Origin of the sequence: Nitrosomonas mobilis (assembly GCF_900103035.1) — a bacterium.
Taxonomy (GTDB): Bacteria; Pseudomonadota; Gammaproteobacteria; order Burkholderiales; family Nitrosomonadaceae; genus Nitrosomonas; species Nitrosomonas mobilis.
In genome coordinates, this window is record NZ_FMWO01000044.1 from 131,484 (window position 1) to 148,448 (window position 16,965).

Annotated in this window: 19 protein-coding genes and 2 pseudogenes; 8 read left to right on the forward strand and 13 right to left on the reverse strand. The window is 52.0% G+C overall.

The genetic code is table 11. The annotated features are described in order from the left end of the window. Position 1: 1 nt before the first annotated feature. Together NSMM_RS05890 and NSMM_RS05895 are read left to right on the forward strand one after the other, a co-directional pair. A complete protein-coding gene (locus NSMM_RS05890; RefSeq protein ID WP_090285540.1) occupies positions 2-358 on the forward strand; it encodes a Na+/H+ antiporter subunit G in 357 nt (118 codons plus the stop codon). Positions 359-361: 3 nt separating this feature from the next. Then, positions 362-1,096, forward strand: a complete 735-nt coding sequence (locus NSMM_RS05895) for a pseudouridine synthase (RefSeq protein WP_090285541.1) — start codon at positions 362-364, stop codon at positions 1,094-1,096. 187 nt (positions 1,097-1,283) lie between these two features. Here the strand turns inward: NSMM_RS05895 and NSMM_RS16025 are convergent, their stop codons facing one another. After that, a complete protein-coding gene (locus NSMM_RS16025) occupies positions 1,284-2,105 on the reverse strand; it encodes a vWA domain-containing protein (protein ID WP_218121025.1) in 822 nt (273 codons plus the stop codon). A 336-nt stretch (positions 2,106-2,441) separates the two neighbouring features. Between NSMM_RS16025 and NSMM_RS05905 the strand changes: the two genes are divergently transcribed. Further along, complete coding sequence (locus NSMM_RS05905; protein WP_090285543.1) at positions 2,442-3,098, forward strand: DUF6629 family protein; 657 nt, start codon at positions 2,442-2,444, stop codon at positions 3,096-3,098. 32 nt (positions 3,099-3,130) lie between these two features. On the opposite strand, the gene hypE is transcribed toward NSMM_RS05905, so the two are convergent. The 4 genes from hypE to hypF form a co-directional block, all read right to left on the reverse strand. Beyond that, positions 3,131-4,126 (reverse strand): hydrogenase expression/formation protein HypE, encoded by a 996-nt coding sequence (gene hypE, locus NSMM_RS05910; protein WP_245654697.1) that lies wholly within the window; start codon positions 4,124-4,126, stop codon positions 3,131-3,133. A gap of 68 nt (positions 4,127-4,194) precedes the next feature. After that, positions 4,195-5,322, reverse strand: coding sequence for a hydrogenase formation protein HypD (gene hypD / locus NSMM_RS05915; RefSeq protein ID WP_090285546.1), 1,128 nt, complete (start codon positions 5,320-5,322; stop codon positions 4,195-4,197). Then, the gene (locus NSMM_RS05920; protein WP_090285547.1) at positions 5,319-5,570 is read right to left on the reverse strand and encodes a HypC/HybG/HupF family hydrogenase formation chaperone; all 252 of its coding nucleotides are present in this window, start codon (positions 5,568-5,570) and stop codon (positions 5,319-5,321) included. The genes hypD and NSMM_RS05920 overlap by 4 nt, the downstream gene beginning before the upstream one ends. 2 nt (positions 5,571-5,572) lie before the next feature. Then, positions 5,573-7,867, reverse strand: coding sequence for a carbamoyltransferase HypF (hypF, locus tag NSMM_RS05925; RefSeq protein ID WP_090285549.1), 2,295 nt, complete (start codon positions 7,865-7,867; stop codon positions 5,573-5,575). A gap of 1,026 nt (positions 7,868-8,893) precedes the next feature. On the opposite strand from hypF, the gene NSMM_RS05930 reads away from it, so the two are divergent. After that, on the forward strand, positions 8,894-9,112 hold the full coding sequence (locus NSMM_RS05930) for a transposase (RefSeq protein ID WP_281200894.1): 219 nt from the start codon (positions 8,894-8,896) through the stop codon (positions 9,110-9,112). Positions 9,113-9,469: 357 nt separating this feature from the next. On the opposite strand, the gene NSMM_RS15570 is transcribed toward NSMM_RS05930, so the two are convergent. After that, positions 9,470-9,640 carry a hypothetical protein gene (locus tag NSMM_RS15570; protein ID WP_176753867.1) on the reverse strand — a complete coding sequence of 57 codons (171 nt, stop codon included), beginning with the start codon at positions 9,638-9,640 and terminating at the stop codon, positions 9,470-9,472. 100 nt (positions 9,641-9,740) lie between these two features. After that, a complete protein-coding gene (locus NSMM_RS05940; protein WP_090285553.1) occupies positions 9,741-10,442 on the reverse strand; it encodes an ATP-dependent zinc protease family protein in 702 nt (233 codons plus the stop codon). Positions 10,443-10,734: 292 nt separating this feature from the next. On the opposite strand from NSMM_RS05940, the gene NSMM_RS17015 reads away from it, so the two are divergent. Next, positions 10,735-10,890, forward strand: a complete 156-nt coding sequence (locus tag NSMM_RS17015) for a hypothetical protein (RefSeq protein ID WP_176753868.1) — start codon at positions 10,735-10,737, stop codon at positions 10,888-10,890. A 47-nt stretch (positions 10,891-10,937) separates the two neighbouring features. On the opposite strand, the gene NSMM_RS05950 is transcribed toward NSMM_RS17015, so the two are convergent. Next, positions 10,938-11,378, reverse strand: coding sequence for a hypothetical protein (locus NSMM_RS05950; protein ID WP_090285555.1), 441 nt, complete (start codon positions 11,376-11,378; stop codon positions 10,938-10,940). A 148-nt stretch (positions 11,379-11,526) separates the two neighbouring features. On the opposite strand from NSMM_RS05950, the gene NSMM_RS05955 reads away from it, so the two are divergent. Beyond that, on the forward strand, positions 11,527-12,948 hold the full coding sequence (locus tag NSMM_RS05955; RefSeq protein ID WP_090285557.1) for a glutamate-cysteine ligase family protein: 1,422 nt from the start codon (positions 11,527-11,529) through the stop codon (positions 12,946-12,948). Beyond that, positions 12,930-13,976: a M14 family metallopeptidase gene (locus NSMM_RS05960; RefSeq protein ID WP_143001875.1), complete on the forward strand. Its 1,047-nt coding sequence runs from the start codon at positions 12,930-12,932 to the stop codon at positions 13,974-13,976. The genes NSMM_RS05955 and NSMM_RS05960 overlap by 19 nt, the downstream gene beginning before the upstream one ends. 90 nt (positions 13,977-14,066) lie before the next feature. On the opposite strand, the gene NSMM_RS05965 is transcribed toward NSMM_RS05960, so the two are convergent. The 4 genes and pseudogenes from NSMM_RS05965 to NSMM_RS05985 all read right to left on the reverse strand — a co-directional run bounded on the left by NSMM_RS05965 (position 14,067) and on the right by NSMM_RS05985 (position 15,684). Continuing rightward, positions 14,067-14,342, reverse strand: a complete 276-nt coding sequence (locus NSMM_RS05965) for a hydroxylamine oxidoreductase (RefSeq protein ID WP_090285559.1) — start codon at positions 14,340-14,342, stop codon at positions 14,067-14,069. 521 nt (positions 14,343-14,863) lie between these two features. Beyond that, positions 14,864-15,133: pseudogene (locus NSMM_RS05975) on the reverse strand (transposase); the annotation flags it as partial. 1 nt (position 15,134) lies between these two features. Continuing rightward, complete coding sequence (locus NSMM_RS16030; protein ID WP_090285563.1) at positions 15,135-15,320, reverse strand: hypothetical protein; 186 nt, start codon at positions 15,318-15,320, stop codon at positions 15,135-15,137. Further along, entirely contained in the window at positions 15,295-15,684 is a 390-nt protein-coding gene (locus tag NSMM_RS05985) for a helix-turn-helix domain-containing protein (RefSeq protein ID WP_090285565.1), read from the reverse strand. Before NSMM_RS05985 ends, NSMM_RS16030 begins: the two co-directional genes overlap by 26 nt. Before the next feature lie 39 nt (positions 15,685-15,723). Between NSMM_RS05985 and NSMM_RS05990 the strand changes: the two are divergent. Next, positions 15,724-16,215 (forward strand): annotated as a pseudogene (locus NSMM_RS05990) (IS66 family transposase); the annotation flags it as partial. A 55-nt stretch (positions 16,216-16,270) separates the two neighbouring features. On the opposite strand, the gene NSMM_RS05995 reads toward NSMM_RS05990, so the two are convergent. Continuing rightward, a partial coding sequence (locus tag NSMM_RS05995; protein WP_090285594.1) for an IS1595 family transposase occupies positions 16,271-16,965 on the reverse strand: 695 nt, incomplete at its 5' end.

Sequence of the window (16,965 nt, forward strand, 5' to 3'; positions counted from 1 at the left end):
CATGCTCGAATTTCTGATTTCCCTGCTGATCGTCACCGGTGCAGGTTTTGCGTTCATCGGCTCGTTGGGGCTTGCCCGCTTAAAAGATTTTTACACCCGTCTGCACGGCCCGACCAAAGCGACCACCCTGGGGGTGGGTTGTCTGCTGATTGCCTCGGCACTTTATTTCAGCCTGATCGGGCAAAGCATCAGCCTGCATGAAGTACTGGTAACCCTTTTTCTGTTCATGACTGCGCCGGTGAGCGCGCACATGCTGGCCAAAGCTGCACTGCACCTTCGACTGGATTCTCTTGCCAAACCACCTGAATTTCCACTTTCAGGCCATTCAGTTCAGCGGCAGGATTCGGCCAAACTCTGACAGATGGAAGATAAAATACGCCTCTCCAGGCTGATGTCGATGCAGGGGCTGTGCTCCCGGCGAGAAGCGGATCGTTTTATCGAACAAGGTCGAGTTTATGTTGATGGTCAACCGGTATGCGAACTGGGCATTAAGGTTTACCCATCGCAATCCATCACGCTGGACGCCGTCGCGTGTGCCGAACAGCAAAATCTGGTTACGATTCTGCTGAATAAGCCAGTTGGCTACGTATCCGGCCAGCCTGAAAAAGGCTACTTACCCGCGATTAGTTTGGTGAACAGTCGCTCACAATATTGCTCCGATCCGAGCACGCCCCGCTTCCTTCCACAACATCTCAACCACATCGCTCCGGCCGGGCGACTCGATATTGATTCGCAGGGGATGATGGTTTTTACTCAGGATGGCCGCATAGCCCGCCAATTAATTGGTGAACATTCAACAATCGAGAAGGAATATCTGGTTCGTATTCAGGGCAGACTGACCAATGACGGACTGGCCTTGCTCAACCATGGTCTGCAGCTCGATGGTCAACGCTTGAAACCGGCAAAAGTCAGTCGCCTGAATCAGGATCAGCTGCGTTTCATTTTGCAGGAAGGCAAAAAACGCCAGATCCGGCGCATGTGTGAACTGGTGGGACTGCAGGTGACCGGCCTGAAACGCGTGCGCATCGGGGAGATCAGGCTGGCAGACTTGCCGGAAAGCAAATGGCGCTATTTGAAGAAAGATGAGTGCTTTTAGGAAAACCAGAGCTGGGCAGCAACCCAGCACATCAGGAATTTCGGGAAGACGGTGCGCTATACAAAACCACCACTAGGTGTTGCACTTCGAAATTAAATCCGTGCTTTTCCGAGGATGGTGTTGGTATAAAAGTCGAATGACACTTCACTCGTTAACATTTTCGTTAAGGGTGAAGTGTCGGTGATTTTTACATCAATAAATTACGTCGACGCGCAGCTACCAAGCCGACCAGACCCAGACCCAACAGTGCCAGAGAGGCAGGTTCCGGTATTTGATTCCCGCCGCTACAGGCCGGATCATTAGGATTTAGGCTACAAAAATCAATGATTTCCTGGAGTTTTCTCTTTGCAAAATCAGTGACAAAACTTTGCACAATAGTTTGGTCGGTTGTGTTGAACAGGTTTAAATTAAATACCGCACCACTGTGATCATCAATCAAAGTGGAATAGGAATTAATAGTTCCGGTACCTCGCAACACACCATTGTATAGCGCATTATTATCGGTTAACAAGTTGTCCAAAACTACCGATGATACTGCTGAACCACCGACTGTGCCGCGAGCGGTCGTATCGCCATTCGAGGGTTCATCTGTCAGAATAATAATATTTTTTACGGCATTTGTACGGAATGAAAACAAGGAAGTCTGGCCATCCAGCGCATTTAATGCGAATGCAGTGGCGGTATAACCAGGCTCAGTTCCGCCATTGGTGCGCAATCCTTGTGCGGCTATCGCGAAGGCCGTTGGATCGGTCAGATTGGTCAGCATTCTCGGAACAACCGTTCTGCTCCCGTAACCTACCAGCCCGTATTGAGCATTTACCTGGCCGGTGCCCGTCAAAATGCTGGCAAACAATCCAATATTGTTTCTCAGGTTAGCTTGGACATTACCCATGGAGCCGGATTCATCAACGATAAAAATAACATCGCTCAATATTGGCGCTGCATTCAGAGAAGCGGCAAATAAGCTGGAACAAACGGCGATGGCCGAAAATATTTTTTTGTATTGCATGACAAACCTCATAAAAAATATTAAAAATAATTGCATTATCGGGACACTTAATTAAATCGAAATTCAGGCAATCCCTAATTTGAAATAAGCACAAAACATGCCAAAAATATTAATATTAATAATCAATGAAATAGATGCTTTCTAGTTTTTAGTTAATTAAAGCGTAAAAACTCCTGACACAGATTCTTTTCTCTTCACGGTTGATGGTGGATTGTGTGATGGCTAATCTGTCCTACTGTTAACCCGGCTATCCGGTAATATCGCCCATCACGCAACGATGATCAGGACACGCATGTGAGATCATCCTGCACATCACTTTTTCGGGACGGTCACACGATGTGTTTTTCGGCGCAGGCCAGTTTTATTGTTGGGGGTGCGCTTGCGGTGATCGGGGTGAGTGCGGTCAGACGAGCCAAAAATAGTTCGGCTGTTTTTGTTGCATTCATTCCACTGCTGTTCGCCCTGCAGCAGTTGATAGAGGGTTTTCTCTGGATGGCGCTGGGAAACGGGTATCCGTCGTGGGTACCGCTCTGGCTGTCAAATCTTTACGGAATATTCATTGGCGTGATCTGGCCGGTTTATGCGCCGTTTGCGATTTACCGGGTAGAAGCCGATTACCGCACGAAAAAAACCATCATGTCGATGCTGCTGGCAGGTCTGGGTTTGGCGGGTTATACCATTATCGGGTTGATCGATGAGCCGATTGTGGCGCGGATCGTTAATCAGAGCATTCACTATGCTCACGAAGTTGAGGGTCAGCAGCTTGTTCTGATGATGTATCTGTTCGCCACCTGCGTGCCGTTCATTCTGTCGAGCAACCGGTGGCTGAATGTGACAGGAGGCGTGATTACAATGGGATTTTTTGTGGCATTTCTTGCTTACCGGCAGACATTTGCTTCGGTTTGGTGCTTTTTTGCTGCCGCAGCTAGCGCGTTACTTTATTTTTACATTATTAATCAGGTTAAAAATCAGCAAGACCGCGGGATGCGGTGAAGACCCGATCATCGGAAATGCAGAAACCGGATTCAGCAAATCCTTGGCAGCAGCTCGCCGCTAGGCATATCGAGAATGCGCTGGCCGCCGATTATGGTTTTCATAGTAACCAGACCCGCTTCACCTGCCGTGACTTCGCCGATAGAGACCGGTTTTCCTTGATCGAAACTCGTGATGATTTCCAGCACCTGCTCCACGGCAGCGGGTGCGACGAAAGCAACGAAGCGACCTTCGCAGGCAACATACAGCGGGTTGAGCCCGAGTAATTCGCAGGCGCCGCTCACCGTATCGTTTATGGGAATCTGCTGCTGGTCGATGTCGATCTGCACCGCAGCACTTTGCGCGATTTCACACAGCACCGCTGCCAGCCCACCGCGAGTGATGTCGCGCAGGCAGTGGATATCGAGTCCCGCATCGAGCAATGTCATCACACAATGGTTGAGCGGTGCGGCATCACTGGCCAGATCGCTTTCGAACGAGAGCCCTTCGCGTTGCGCCATCACAGCCATGCCGTGGCGACCGACGTCACCGCTCACGATCACCTTGTCGCCGGGTTTTACGGAGCGTGGATGAAGATGCACAGCATGGATCATCTCGCCAATGCCGGCGGTGTTGATGTAGAGCCCGTCCCCCTTGCCTTTTTCGACGACCTTGGTATCGCCGGTGACGATTTTCACCTCGGCTCGATCCGCTGCCTGGCGCATTGAGCAGACAACGCGCCACAGGGTTTCCATGTCCAGTCCTTCTTCCAGAATGAAACCTGCCGATAGATAGCGAGGTTTTGCGCCGCACATGGCGAGATCGTTGACGGTACCAAAGACGGCAAGCGAGCCGATATCGCCGCCGGGGAAAAACAGCGGTCGGATCACGTAGGAATCAGTGGTAAAAACAACCCTGCCAGCCTCGATTCCACCCGTGTCGAGTGTGACTCCATCGTGCCCCGAGAGCAGCTCCGGGTTGTCGAACGCGCGATAGAACATTTTTTCGATCAACTGCTGCATCATCCGCCCACCACTGCCGTGCGCCATCAGTACGCGAGGGTAGTCCATCAGAGGAATGGGGCAGGTAAGCGTAAAAGGTTCTGCTGTCGTCCTAGTCATGGCGTGTGTGGCTCCTTATTGTTCAGACTGGCTGAGGGTGCCTTTCTGCGGTAATGATAGTAGGCCGCGCAGGCGCCTTCCCCGGATACCATGGTTGCACCCAGCGGGTGTTCCGGGGTGCATGTCGCGCCAAACGCAGGGCACTCAAGCGGAGTCCTGATGCCCTGCAAAACGAGGCCGCTGATGCATTCCGCGGATTCTGCGGTGGAAACGTTCGCCACATCGAAACGTCGTTCGGCGTCAAACGTGGCATAGTCATCCGCGAGTGACAGACCACTTGCCGGAATCTCTCCCATACCGCGCCATTTGCGTTCGCTGATCTGAAACACGCTGTTAACCAGTTGCTGTGCATGGCGATTGCCGCCCACAGTGGCCGAACGAGTGTACTGGTTCTCAACCTCATGACGGTTTTCTTCCAGTTGCCGCACGCACATATAGATGCCCTGTAGCACATCGACCGGCTCAAAACCGGTGACGACGATTGGCACACGGTATTTTTCAGCCAAGGGAATGTACTGGGTCAAGCCCATCACAGTACAGACATGACCTGCCGCGAGAAACCCCTGCACCTGCGTATCTGGCGAAGTCATGATCGCTTCGATCGCAGGCGGTACCAGCACATGCGACACCAGCGCCGAAAAATTATGGATGTCCCGAGTGGCTGCTTGATGGATGGCCAGCGCATTGGCGGGTGCGGTCGTCTCGAAACCGACGGCAAAGAATACGATCTGCCGCTGCGGATTGTCTGCTGCAATGTTGACTGCATCGAGCGGCGAATAGACGATGCGGATATCGGCGCCTTCTCCCTTGAGTGACAACAGGTCGCAATCGGAGCCCGGCACGCGCAGCATGTCGCCAAAAGAACAAAAGATCACGCCGGGTTGACGGGCAATGGCGATGGCCTTGTTGACCATCTCAACAGGCGTGACGCACACTGGGCAACCCGGTCCATGAATCAGGCGGATAGCCTTTGGCAGCAAATCGGATATGCCATACTTGACAATCGAATGAGTCTGCCCGCCGCAGACTTCCATGATGGCCCACGAGCGGGTCGTGATCTGCGCGATGGCGGCGAGATATTGTTTCGCTGCCTCGGCATTGCGGTATTCGTCGAGATATTTCATGCAGACTCCTCACCGACTTTGCCGGTGGCGCCGATCTCATCGAGATAGGTGAAGGCTTTCTCCGCCTGAGTAGGATCAATTCTGGCGATGGCGATACCGACATGCACCAGCACGTAATCCCCCGCATCCGCTTCCGGCACGAATACCAGATTGACTTCCTTCACGATCTGCCCGAAGCGCACCTTGGCCAGACGGCTTTCTGCCTCTCCTGATATGGATTCGATTAACCCTGGTATAGCCAAACACATGGTTATTCCCTCTGAATGGTTTGTATCGCCGCCATGATCTGTCCGGCAGCCAGACCACCATCATTGGCTGGCTGCCGTTGCGGGCTGTATACTTCGAATCCGGCCATTTGCAATGCCTCGCTGGTTTGTTCCAGTAACAGCCGGTTCTGAAAACAGCCGCCACCAAGTATAACTATCTTCTCGTCAGTCCGCCGCGCGACGGCAACGGCCATTTGTGCTAGCGTCGCATGGAAGCTTGCGGCAATCTGGTCAGTCGGCTCGTTATTTGCAGTCGCATCGATAATCTGGCGCAGCATTGGTCGCCAGTCCACAGCCATGCCACTTTTATCAAGCGGTGAAATAGCAAAAGGATACACCGTATTGCCCACCGTAGCGGCTGCGGCTGCGTGTTGCAGCGCCATCGCGGCTTCCCCCTCGAAGTCGCTCACCTGGCACAAGCCGGTTAGCGACGCGACCGCATCGAATAGCCGACCGACGCTGGATGTAATCGGGCAGTTTGTCCGGCTGGCGAGCATCTGTCGCAATATTTTCAGTTCGACTGTGGAGAAATTTCCCGCAATGACATGCGAATCAGCAAAACAGCCATCGCCATCGATTGTGTAGCAGACGCCCAGCGCCGCGCGCCGCGGCTCACGGATCGTCTGCTCGCCGCCCGGCAGCGGAAACGGCAGAAAATGGGCGGCACGCTGAAAACCTCGGGAATCAATTTGTAGAAATTCTCCGCCCCATATGGTGTTATCGGTACCGTAACCCGTGCCATCCCAAATGATGGCAAGCGCCTTGCCGCGCAACCCGTGTTCGGCCATGCAGCTGCGTGCATGGGCCTCGTGATGCTGCACTTTTACTAATGGCAATGCCAGTTTTTCGGCTGTTCGTGTCGACTGGTAGTCGGGATGCAGGTCACATGCCACCGCCTCTGGCTGAATGGCGTACAGCGAACACAACGTTTCGGCCATCTCGTGTTGCGCCCTGACGGCGGCCACTGCCGACAGATCGCCGATATGCGGGCTGATGAGCAGGCTGCGCCCGGCTGCGAGCGCAACCGTGTTTTTAAGCTGCCCACCAGTTGCAATGAGCGGGCGTGATATTACGTCGTTCAACTCGATATGGAGCGGCGCATATCCTCGGGCAGTGCGCAGCATCACCGGTTTGCTATTGGATACGAACAGTACCGAATCATCGATGCGGTTCGCAATTGGGCGGTTATGTGTGAGATACGCATCGGCTATTCCACCGAGCATCGCCACCATCTCCGCTTCATCCTTGCACAGCGGCTCATCTGACAGATTGCCACTGGTTGCCACCAGCGGAAAAGCAAGCGCGTCCAGCAGAAGATGGTGCAGCGGCGTATATGGTAGCATCACGCCGAGTGTTGACTGATTGGGTGCGACCGCAGCACAGACAGCCTGATTTTCCTTGCGGCGTTGCAACAGTACGATCGGTGCCTGGGGTGAGGTGAGCAGATTGGTTTCCCCGGCAGATATTTCACAGGCTGCCGCTACCTGCGCCAGATCAGGAAACATGATGGCAAGCGGCTTGCGGCGGCGGTGCTTGCGCGCTCTTAACCGCAGCACTGCTTCCTCGTCTCTGGCGTCGACCAGCAAGTGAAATCCCCCCAGCCCTTTGACCGCAATGATCCTGCCATCACGCAGCGCATTGATTGCCTGTTGTAAGGCGTCGTCCTTCGTAGCAGCGGCAGCGATCACACCATCTTGATCGCAGTATTGAAGAACAGGTCCACAATGCGGGCAGGCGTTCGGCTCGGCGTGAAAGCGGCGATTTTCCGGATCGTGATACTCCTGCGCGCACTGATCACACAGGGCAAACCTAGCCATTGTAGTATTCGCCCGGTCGTAAGGCAGACCAGTCAGAATGCTGTAACGCGGGCCGCAGTCAGTGCAGTTGATGAACGGATAACGGTAACGCCGGTTGCCGGGGTCGAACAGCTCTCGTCGGCAGGCATCACAGGTCGCGAGATCGAGCGGCAGATGACGATGGATGCCGGGGCTGGCAAGACTTGGCCGAATGACGAACCCTTCAGTGAAATCACAAGGAATCAGCCGGGGTTGCAGACTGGCAATCACAGCGTGAGGCGGTTTGTGCTGTGGCAGTGCGCGAATGAACCGGGCAAGTTGTGCGGCCTCCCCTTCCACCTCGATTTCGACACCGTCCCCACTGTTGCGTACCCAGCCGGAAAGCCCCATGCGAGCTGCCAGTCGATGCACGAAAGGCCGGAAACCGACGCCCTGCACCAGCCCGGTTACCTCGATGTGATAGCGTTTTCCTGATGCCAGCATCTGCAGTTAATAAACCTCAAATTTTTAGAGACGCCCGTAAGACATTTCACACATCCCCAGTCTTTCCGCCCCTAATAAAAGGGGACGCCGTCCTACATTACAATAGCGAAAAAGCCTGTTCAAGAATAAGAGGAACATTCTGGTTTAATTCGCTGATACGCCACAGAGTTTTATCTGTTATGGAATCTAGTCTGATATTCATCTTGACATTTATCAATCATCCACAATTTTTTTCAACTGTCACAATATAGTAGTGGAATTGCAGAATAAATAGTGTCCTTAATTAACTATATGTTTTTATAATACAATTTATCAGGTTAAAATTTAGGCAATTCAAAAAATAGCATGGATGAATGGGAACTTAGGTACATTGTTCATCATTTATGCACATAGTTATCCACAGATTTTGTGCATAACATTATCTGCCTGGAAAGATTGTTCAGCTTACCGCAGCCAGCGTGCTGGGCGAGGTCCGATAGTGGCTGCGGTAAGCTGAAGAGTTTTTTTAATCAGGAAATTTAATGACCAGTTCAAGGGGGTGCTCCTCTTTTAAATTGGGTTCATCTTTGATGCCTGGCTGTTGATGCAAGGGACGCTGCGCAGAATGTCCTCGGCAGTCAGGCGTCCGATATGAGCGGCTGCGCTATCGCCGGTTACCATCGCAGTCACGATGGTGCCGTCGATTAAGTAGGCTCAATTTCTCCGTAACCAATTCTGCATCAGATCGAATAAGGTCAGGATACGCTCGACGGGAGAGCATTGTATTTGCGGCAGATCCGAATCGAACCGCGAAACCAAATGCTTGCTTTCGTCTCGAATACTGCCTTAAGCAAGTATATCTCTCGCCAATCAAAATTTGATTTATGATGCGATATAAAATACTGATTTAGTTGCAATAAATACATATTAAACTGTTGTCGCCTAACACAACGAGAATTCGGCGAGCTGGTATGCGGATCGGAGCAAGGCCGTATCCTTGCTCGGCAGTGACTGGCCAGTCAGCTGAGTCGCGCGGATTCACGTCATCTGCGACAACGCCCCCGTTACTATCATGCGCAGTTAGTGAAGGACTACCTGGCGAACTCTAAAATCGAACTGGTTTTCCTGCTGTCTTGTGCGCGGAATCTCAACTTGATCGAGCGGTTCTGGAAATTTTTCAAGAAAACCGTACTGTATGGGCACTACTACGAAACCTTTTCCCAGTTCAAAACAGCGTGCGACAACTTCTTTACCGGACTAGACTAGCGCCACGCCTCGCTACGCTTGCTATTGACCGGTCGCTTCCAAATCATCGGGCACGCTTGAGTGTCAAAAATTTGAAGTGCGGTGGGTATAATAGAAAAAATCGAGCTTGGCTGAACAATCTTTCTAATAAAGGAAGGTTTAGTGTGATATTCACCGCCGGGAATTTCTCGACTATACCGATCAACATCTCCTTTGCTGGAGATGTCAGCCTGCGGCGTCCACTTCAGAAATAGCGCGATGAATACGATAGAGGGCAAGAAAGCCATCATCAATGCCTTTGCCGTAGATTATAGATATAGTCGGGTTTGCCGAAACAACGAGAGGTGTCTTGGTTGTTTTCGCGTAATGTTAATGTGGTTATCGTGAGTTATTGCTCGCGCAACCACAGCCTTGGCCGCCACCAGTCAAAAGCTCGCAGCGACGAAAATGCGGAGCGAAATCAGTCTTCTCGTCGACCAGAAGTCGACGCGGCTCAAACTCGATACGCGCATAAACCACCGAGGCCGGCTCGACATCGAACTCTGCCAACAAAATTTCCTGTACCTACACCTGTCACGCAGCACTCTGCCCACGCCAAGCAGAAATAGAACCAGTGCTAGCAATCTGGCATGCAGGCGCACAGCACGCATTAATCTTCTTCCTCATCCTCATTCAGTGGCGGGTAACGGAGCGCATCCTCGACACCCTCGCAAAGTGGCACCCCGGCAGAAAATTCGAATTCCGAATCTACCAGCGCGCGCATTTTCCGCAAGGCACTAGCCCCCAGCAATAACGGCTGACGGAAGCTACGGCGGTCGGCCAGGTTGACATTTACCGTCGCCGCCCGGTTGCCGATGCACAGCATCAACTCGACCACCGGTCGGCGTGCGTAGCCCTTGTCTTCTTCCGGGTCGTAGTCCGAAGCGCGCCGACGAATCCGGACATTGTGGGACAAGGGCAACTCAAGGTTATTGAGTTCCATTCCCTCTACCGCAAGGTCAAACTTGATCCAGCGCTCGCCATCCCGAGTAAAGGGGCGGATATTGATGGCGCTGAGTGAAGAGCTGTCCGCGCCGGTATCCACTTTGGCAGGCAGGACAACCCTGAGCTGAGTAATGAAAACCTGCTCATGCAAGCCATAGATAACCCGGGCGGTAGGCTTGGCCGGAGCGGCGGGCGCGGCAGACAGGGTAGATGTGAACAGCAGCACGGCCAGTAAAAGGGACAACCATCGCCACCACATAACGCCTCTCCTGATAAATGAATCTCGTAGACCCGGTCCGACCACAGGGGCATTCAGCGGCTCCTGCAGACTGGTTGGTGTATGGGAAGAATAAACGCCTTTTTTCATATAAACCGAATGTACCGAGAAAGGGTTTTGTTGTCAAACTGACCGGAAAGTCATCCGAAATTCGCAAAATTTGTTTTTGATCAGCCGCAAAACGTGTTGGTTTGGGCCCATTTTTTACTCTTCACGCAAAAAACGCCCAAGGAGAAACGTCAGCTCAATCATGAAGAAGGCTGAAAAAATGGGCCTCTAATCAGATAGGGTCGAAAAGCCCCTGGAATTTTGCAGGGGATCGTAGTGGCGCTAGCTCGATAGTGGCTGCGGAAACGAACAGACGTAGAGGGAACGCTTCAAGATGGAAGCACCGGTTGAAACGGTAAACAAACGCACCGAGGTAACGAGTTCCGTATTTGGCGAAATTGAATGCATGATAAGCGCCATCCAGGCTGGTTCTGAGTTTGCCCAAATGGTATTGATCCAGCTGAATTCTGACAAATCCTTAGGCTTGTGACCGTCTGCAACGATTGTCCGGTGCTGGCTGCCAGCGATTCTGGAATTTCAGTGGCATATGGCATAGGGTGAACCGTCTACCAAGGACTGATATTTGGTGGGAAGTTCAGGCCCACCCGGATAGTTGTATTCGGTATCTATCGCTAATAGACCTTTTTGCTCGTTAGCGTTGAAAGTTAGTAGCAGGGGGCGATCCTTGTTTGCATCAAAGTAAGGAAAAAACCACAGGCTGATACCTTCATAGAAATTGCCGCCATAACTGGCTGCATATTCCGGCTGTGTTGCCGTTTCGGTTTGACCGGCGACTTCAAAAGTAAAACCGGTTTTATCGACGATGATGTGGGGTTGGCGTTTGCAATCACCGGTCGGCGCATATCGGCCAAACAGTTGCTCGAATCCGTCCAGATTGGCAAGGCCGGTGGCATGGGTGTTACCAGTTATGGCTGAGAAAAAAGATAATGCTAGTGCGATTATTATGTTTTTAACCATCTAACACCTCACCCCAAAATCAGTTTGTCGAGGAACCTATTCTGCCATAACGTGCTCGTGGCAAGACATTTATCGACACAGGTTTTTTTACACAAAAGATTGCATGTTATGCTGCCAGACAGTATGTTTCCGGTCTGGAGGGCAAATCATGGGACAAGAAATTTCAGTCGATCATTTCGGCTCCGCAGCACGAACGCGATTTAAGCGACATCTTTCATCAGAGACGGCTTTATTGCAGGAAGCACTATCATCCGGACAGTTTTCTGCATCCGGCTTTTTTGCCGGGTTTGAGCTGGAGGCGTGGCTGCTCGATTCTCATTTTTTTCCAGCCGCCAATAATGAAACCTACCTGGCGCATCTCGATCACCCGCTGGTTGTGCCGGAATTATCGCGTTTCAACATCGAATTGAATAGTACGCCGCTTGTTTTGCAAGGGGATGCCCTGATGCGCATGGAGCATGAGCTTGCAGCAATCTGGCAGCAATGCCGGCAAAAGGCGTGGGATCTCGGCAATAAACTGGTGATGATCGGGATTTTGCCAACTGTGCGTGAGCAGGACTTGTGTTTGGCCAACATGTCGCCACTCAACCGTTATCATGCGCTCAATACCGAGGTGATCAAACGCCGTGGTGGCAAGCCGATTTCCATCGATATCAGCGGCAAAGATCATCTGGTGCTTTATCATGCGGATGTCATGCTGGAGGCAGCTACTACTTCTTTTCAAGTGCATTTGCAGATTCCAGCGGCAAAAGCGGCGCGTTATTACAATGCATCACTCATGCTCTGTGCGCCGCTGGTCGCCGTCGCCGCCAATTCCCCCTATCTTTTCCAGCATGATCTCTGGGAAGAAACGCGCATTCCTCTTTTCGAACAGTCGGTTAATCTCGGAGAACGGGCGGCAAAACGCGTGACCTTTGGTTCTGGTTACCTGCAGGCGAGTATCATGGAGTGCTTTGAGGAAAATATCGCCGACTATGAAATCCTGTTGCCGATGCAGCTCGATACCTCTGCAGATCATTTCGAACACCTGCGTCTGCATAACGGCACTATCTGGCGCTGGGTACGCCCGTTGATCGGTTTCGATCAGACCGGTACACCCCATGTTCGCATTGAGCAACGCATTATGGCTGCCGGGCCGAGTATCATCGACCAGATTGCCAATGCGGCTTTCTATTATGGTGCCGTGCATTATCTGGCTGAACAACCGCATCCACCGGAAACCGACCTGCCTTTTGCCACAATTCGTGACAATTTCTATCATGCTGCCAAATATGGACTGGGTGCGACCTTGCAATGGCCGCAGGTAGGATCGGTCGCGGCAGATGTGCTGATTCTGGATCATTTATTGCCACTTGCGGCACAAGGTTTGACCATGCTGGGGATCGACCCGGATTCGCGTAGCCGTTATCTGGATGTTATTCAGGCACGTGTTCAGTCGCGCCAGACCGGCGCCAGTTGGCAGCACGCCAATCTGGCCCATCATCATGGGGATTATCTGCAATTGACCGCCAGCTATTTGCATCATCAGCTCCACGGCCAACCTGTGCATACATGGAATCCACGCAGCTAACATTGCGCATCCTGCATGCGGTGCCGGATGCGCTGCTTTCTGCGGAAAGTGATCAACTCGACGATCTACTTGGCGGGCCGACACTGATTCATCTCGATGGCAGCGAGTCTGAAGACCGCCTGTTTGTTTCGACCTTGCTGCATGGAAATGAAGATACCGGCTGGCTTGCCATTCGTGCGCTGTTGACGAAATATGCCGTACGAAAAACTGCTTATAAGCTGCCGCGTAGTTTGTCAATATTCATTGGTAATGTAGCCGCCGCACGATTACGATTGCGTCGTTTTGATGGTCAACCGGATTATAATCGTGTCTGGCCTGGTTCAAAGGATGTTGATAGCGCCGAGAGCAGATTGATGCGGAAAGTCGTCGATGAAATGGCTCAATACAGGTTATTTGCCAGTGTCGATATTCACAACAATACCGGCATCAATCCCCATTACGTCTGTCTTACCTGGCTGGACGATTCCTTCTTTTACCTCGCCACATTGTTTAGCCGCACGGCGGTTTATTTCCAGCAACCACCTGGTACCCAGGCAGCTGCTTTTTCGGCTCGATGCCCAGCAGTTGCCATTGAATGCGGCAAACCCGGCAGCCCAGGCAGTGTTGATCACGCCTTGCAGTATCTTGAGGATTGCCTGCATTTGCGCACTTTCCCCACGCACCCGTTTCCGAAGCGCGATATCGACCTGTTTCATACGGTCGCTACGGTTAGGATTGATGAACATACCTCTTTTGGATTCGGTTCTGATCCCTGCGCGCTTAATTTTGATCCTGCGCTGGACCAGTTGAATTTTCGTGAGCTTCCGCCTGGCAGCGTTTTTGGTTCGGTAAATGGCGACGGCCAGACCGGCCTGATGGTCACCGACGAAAATGGACGGGATGTAACGGAACGTTACTTCGCACTGCACGGCAAGCAGCTGATCACTCGGCGCCCGCTCATGCCAGCCATGTTAACGCGCGATACCAGAGTGATCCGCCAAGACTGCCTGTGTTATTTGATGGAACGCATGACACTTGAAGGGATATAGTCTTCCAGAGCCAGTGGCGAACGGTTGAAGTTAGGTCTTAAATAAAAAAGGCCTGCTTAGCAGGCCTTTTTTGATAATAACATTTAGTAATTAATACCCGCCCTGCCAGGCATCACCGGATTCACTGCGTGCTTTTTCAACAATAGCAATAACATCGGCACATTTGACTCTGACAATTTTTCCATTCTCGACATCTGTACGGCTTTTAACAACATCAGTCGGTTTTTTATCCTTGCAGGATAAGTAATTCAATATATCCTTTGCAGCAATTGGTGTCAAAGATGATTCTGTGTTTCCACTGGCAATAGCTGCAGTCGAACCTAACAAAAAGACTGAAACAAATGCTGCTACGATTATTTTGCTCATTTGTGCTCCTCTCAAATTATTTTTTAAACCAATTCAATGACCTGAACAATCAGGCGAATCCTCACTATTCGTTTCTTCACAAGCTTACTTGCGAAGAAAAACCATTACACAAACCATCGGCGGGAGAAAATGCCAGCCATCGCCAGTCCTGATCAGCATGGACTATCCACATTCTATCAAGTTATCTGCAATTGTTGCAGCAAAAAATTTGTTTTTACTGACTAGTGTAGCGGGAACGGATGCCTGTAGCAATGCTGGGGTCACCATACGAGCCATAGCTGTGGGCGACGTTGCCTAGCTGATCCTGGTACAGCCAAGTCTTGTTTGCGGTGGTTGTTCCTTCGTACCATACCATACCACGACGGCGCCTGCCGGCGTGGCGCGTCCCCTATTTCGCTGCCTCAGTTACCGGCATAGGCATAGAGGTTGAGATCACCACCTCTTCTAGAGTGCCAAATCCATCAATAGGGCACCTCGAATAACCTGAGGTTTTCAGTCAATCCTTCCGCAAAATGATGAGCGCGACCGATAGCGCGCAGCAACTTGCCGCCCATCTGCTCGATAGCGCCGAACACGTGTTCGACCCGTGCGCGCGTCTTGGCAATACGCTTGTTGCGCTTGCCCTTCCGCTGAATCTGATTTCGGAAACCGTTCTCCTTGAGCCGGGCTTCACGCTCCTCCGACGGGTAGCCTCGATCGACATAGATATCACGACTCGTGTTGCTCGTGTCAAAGACGTTGTTAAAGTGCTGGCTGTCGTGCGTGGAGGCGGCATTGGTCTCAATCCGGCGGTCACACCCGGTGCATGTTTGCCGGGCGCTTGAACTGCAAGAATGTAGCGCGACTTCCGCTCGCCAGCGTGACCAATGCGCCTTGATGGTTCTTGCCGATTACGGTGTCGCCCTCCCAGTCGCTTATGCGGTTCTTCTGATCCACAATCTCCAGACGTTCGTCAATGCCGATCCGATTTTTGATCATACCTCGGCGTTCTTGGCCGTTCGCCTAACGCTTCCTGCGCGGCTTCTGGCAGCGCAAGTGCCGCCAAAGGTCGCCGAGCCGCTTGCTCCGGACTCATGTCCGGCCGAACCAATCGCTCGACTTCTGTCCAGTCCGGCAATGATAAACGCTGGGCGTTGACGCATTGCTTTCGACGCTCGTCCCGTAATTCCTGAGCTTGCTTCGGATACCAGTCACGCAAACCTTTGTTCCGCCTGAATTCCCGCGAAATCATCGACTTGTTCACGCCCACTTCATCCGCTATTCGCGATTGATTCAAACCGGCCTTCTTCAAACCAGAAATCTGATATCGTTGCTCCTTGGTGAGCTGCTTGTAGTGTTTCATCTGTGCTCCTTCTACTTGGTCGTTTAAGAGGCTCCGATACTACCGCAGCTTGCCGCCCGCGAACAGGTAACCTTGTCCCGTTCCACCCTGGTCGAATGGGCAGGCCGCATCGGTTTTGCCCTGCAACCGCTGGCGGATCGTCTGGCCTGGCACTTGTTGCAGGGCAGCACGCTGGATGTGGATGAAACGCCGGTGGCACCACTCGATCCGGGTGGAGGCAAAACCCGCAAAGCTTACCTGTGGGCCTATCGCAGCAATGATCTTGAGCCCGGACCGCGCATCATCGTCTTCAACTATCAAGTCGGCTGTAGTGGCCGGCATGCACGGCACTTTTTGCAAAACTGGCAAGGACATCTGCTGGTCGACGATTATGCCGGGTACAAAGCCCTGTTTTCCGCAACCGCTTTGTCCTGCATCGAACTGGGGTGCTGGGCGCATGCGCGGCGTAAATTCTTCGACCTGCATCAGGCCAATGCCAGTGGAATGGCATGGGAGGCACTGCAACACATCAGCGCCGTATACGCCATCGAAGCAGAAACAGTAGGAAGGATAGGTGGGAGCGCTGGACGGTTAGGATAAGTTAAGGCTATGTCTGCATTAATAGTTGAAACTGATTTTCTCGTCCGAGAGCGGCCTGGAGACCAATGATTGGCGAGTTGTGCCCACCCCAACGTTCCAGCCATCTACGCCAGCCTAGGTACCTTTCCAGGTATTTGGTTGCGACCCCATGAAATCTTTTCATCCACTGTTTAAGTCTGCTGTCGTAGGCATTAACATTCTGGATATGGTAAACACCAGCAATGACTCGAATTCCAGCAGAGAGATTGACGGGGTGATGGGTAATTCCGAGGCTATGAGCCACAGACCGGTAGACGGCAGCGCCATCACTACAGAAAATGGCATCTTTTGCCAGGATAGCCCGCAAAGGAGGCTCAATTGTCTTCTTATCAAGCGCATTCAACATGAAATCTGCTGTTGCACCAGAGCGGTCGCGTACTACCAGCACCGGCACCTGATCTTTGCCTGTTCCACGTACATGGATTTGCTTACCGCGTTTACGCGGTGGACGATTCAGGTGACGTTGACCTTTGCAGGAAGAGGGAAAAAAGGTCTCATCCGCCTCAATGATTCCTTGCAAGTGGTTGGCTTTAGTAGCCGCCGGCAAAGTCAGGAACCGATGGCGCCAACGAAAACTGGTGTTTTTGTCTATTCCGCATTGCCTGCCGCTAGCTCGCACGGTCAAACCTTCAATCAACGCTGCACTGTAATTCAACCATTGCT

Coding starts and splice junctions, on each gene's coding strand:
- NSMM_RS05890 (WP_090285540.1), top strand. CDS start 2: ATGCTCGAATTTCTGATTTCCCTGCTGATCGTCACCGGTGCAGGTTTT.
- NSMM_RS05895 (WP_090285541.1), top strand. CDS start 362: ATGGAAGATAAAATACGCCTCTCCAGGCTGATGTCGATGCAGGGGCTG.
- NSMM_RS16025 (WP_218121025.1), bottom strand. CDS start 2,105: ATGCAATACAAAAAAATATTTTCGGCCATCGCCGTTTGTTCCAGCTTA.
- NSMM_RS05905 (WP_090285543.1), top strand. CDS start 2,442: ATGTGTTTTTCGGCGCAGGCCAGTTTTATTGTTGGGGGTGCGCTTGCG.
- hypE (WP_245654697.1), bottom strand. CDS start 4,126: ATGGCGCACGGCAGTGGTGGGCGGATGATGCAGCAGTTGATCGAAAAA.
- hypD (WP_090285546.1), bottom strand. CDS start 5,322: ATGAAATATCTCGACGAATACCGCAATGCCGAGGCAGCGAAACAATAT.
- NSMM_RS05920 (WP_090285547.1), bottom strand. CDS start 5,570: ATGTGTTTGGCTATACCAGGGTTAATCGAATCCATATCAGGAGAGGCA.
- hypF (WP_090285549.1), bottom strand. CDS start 7,867: ATGCTGGCATCAGGAAAACGCTATCACATCGAGGTAACCGGGCTGGTG.
- NSMM_RS05940 (WP_090285553.1), bottom strand. CDS start 10,442: ATGAAAAAAGGCGTTTATTCTTCCCATACACCAACCAGTCTGCAGGAG.
- NSMM_RS17015 (WP_176753868.1), top strand. CDS start 10,735: ATGGAAGCACCGGTTGAAACGGTAAACAAACGCACCGAGGTAACGAGT.
- NSMM_RS05950 (WP_090285555.1), bottom strand. CDS start 11,378: ATGGTTAAAAACATAATAATCGCACTAGCATTATCTTTTTTCTCAGCC.
- NSMM_RS05955 (WP_090285557.1), top strand. CDS start 11,527: ATGGGACAAGAAATTTCAGTCGATCATTTCGGCTCCGCAGCACGAACG.
- NSMM_RS05960 (WP_143001875.1), top strand. CDS start 12,930: ATGGAATCCACGCAGCTAACATTGCGCATCCTGCATGCGGTGCCGGAT.
- NSMM_RS05965 (WP_090285559.1), bottom strand. CDS start 14,342: ATGAGCAAAATAATCGTAGCAGCATTTGTTTCAGTCTTTTTGTTAGGT.
- NSMM_RS16030 (WP_090285563.1), bottom strand. CDS start 15,320: ATGATCAAAAATCGGATCGGCATTGACGAACGTCTGGAGATTGTGGAT.
- NSMM_RS05985 (WP_090285565.1), bottom strand. CDS start 15,684: ATGAAACACTACAAGCAGCTCACCAAGGAGCAACGATATCAGATTTCT.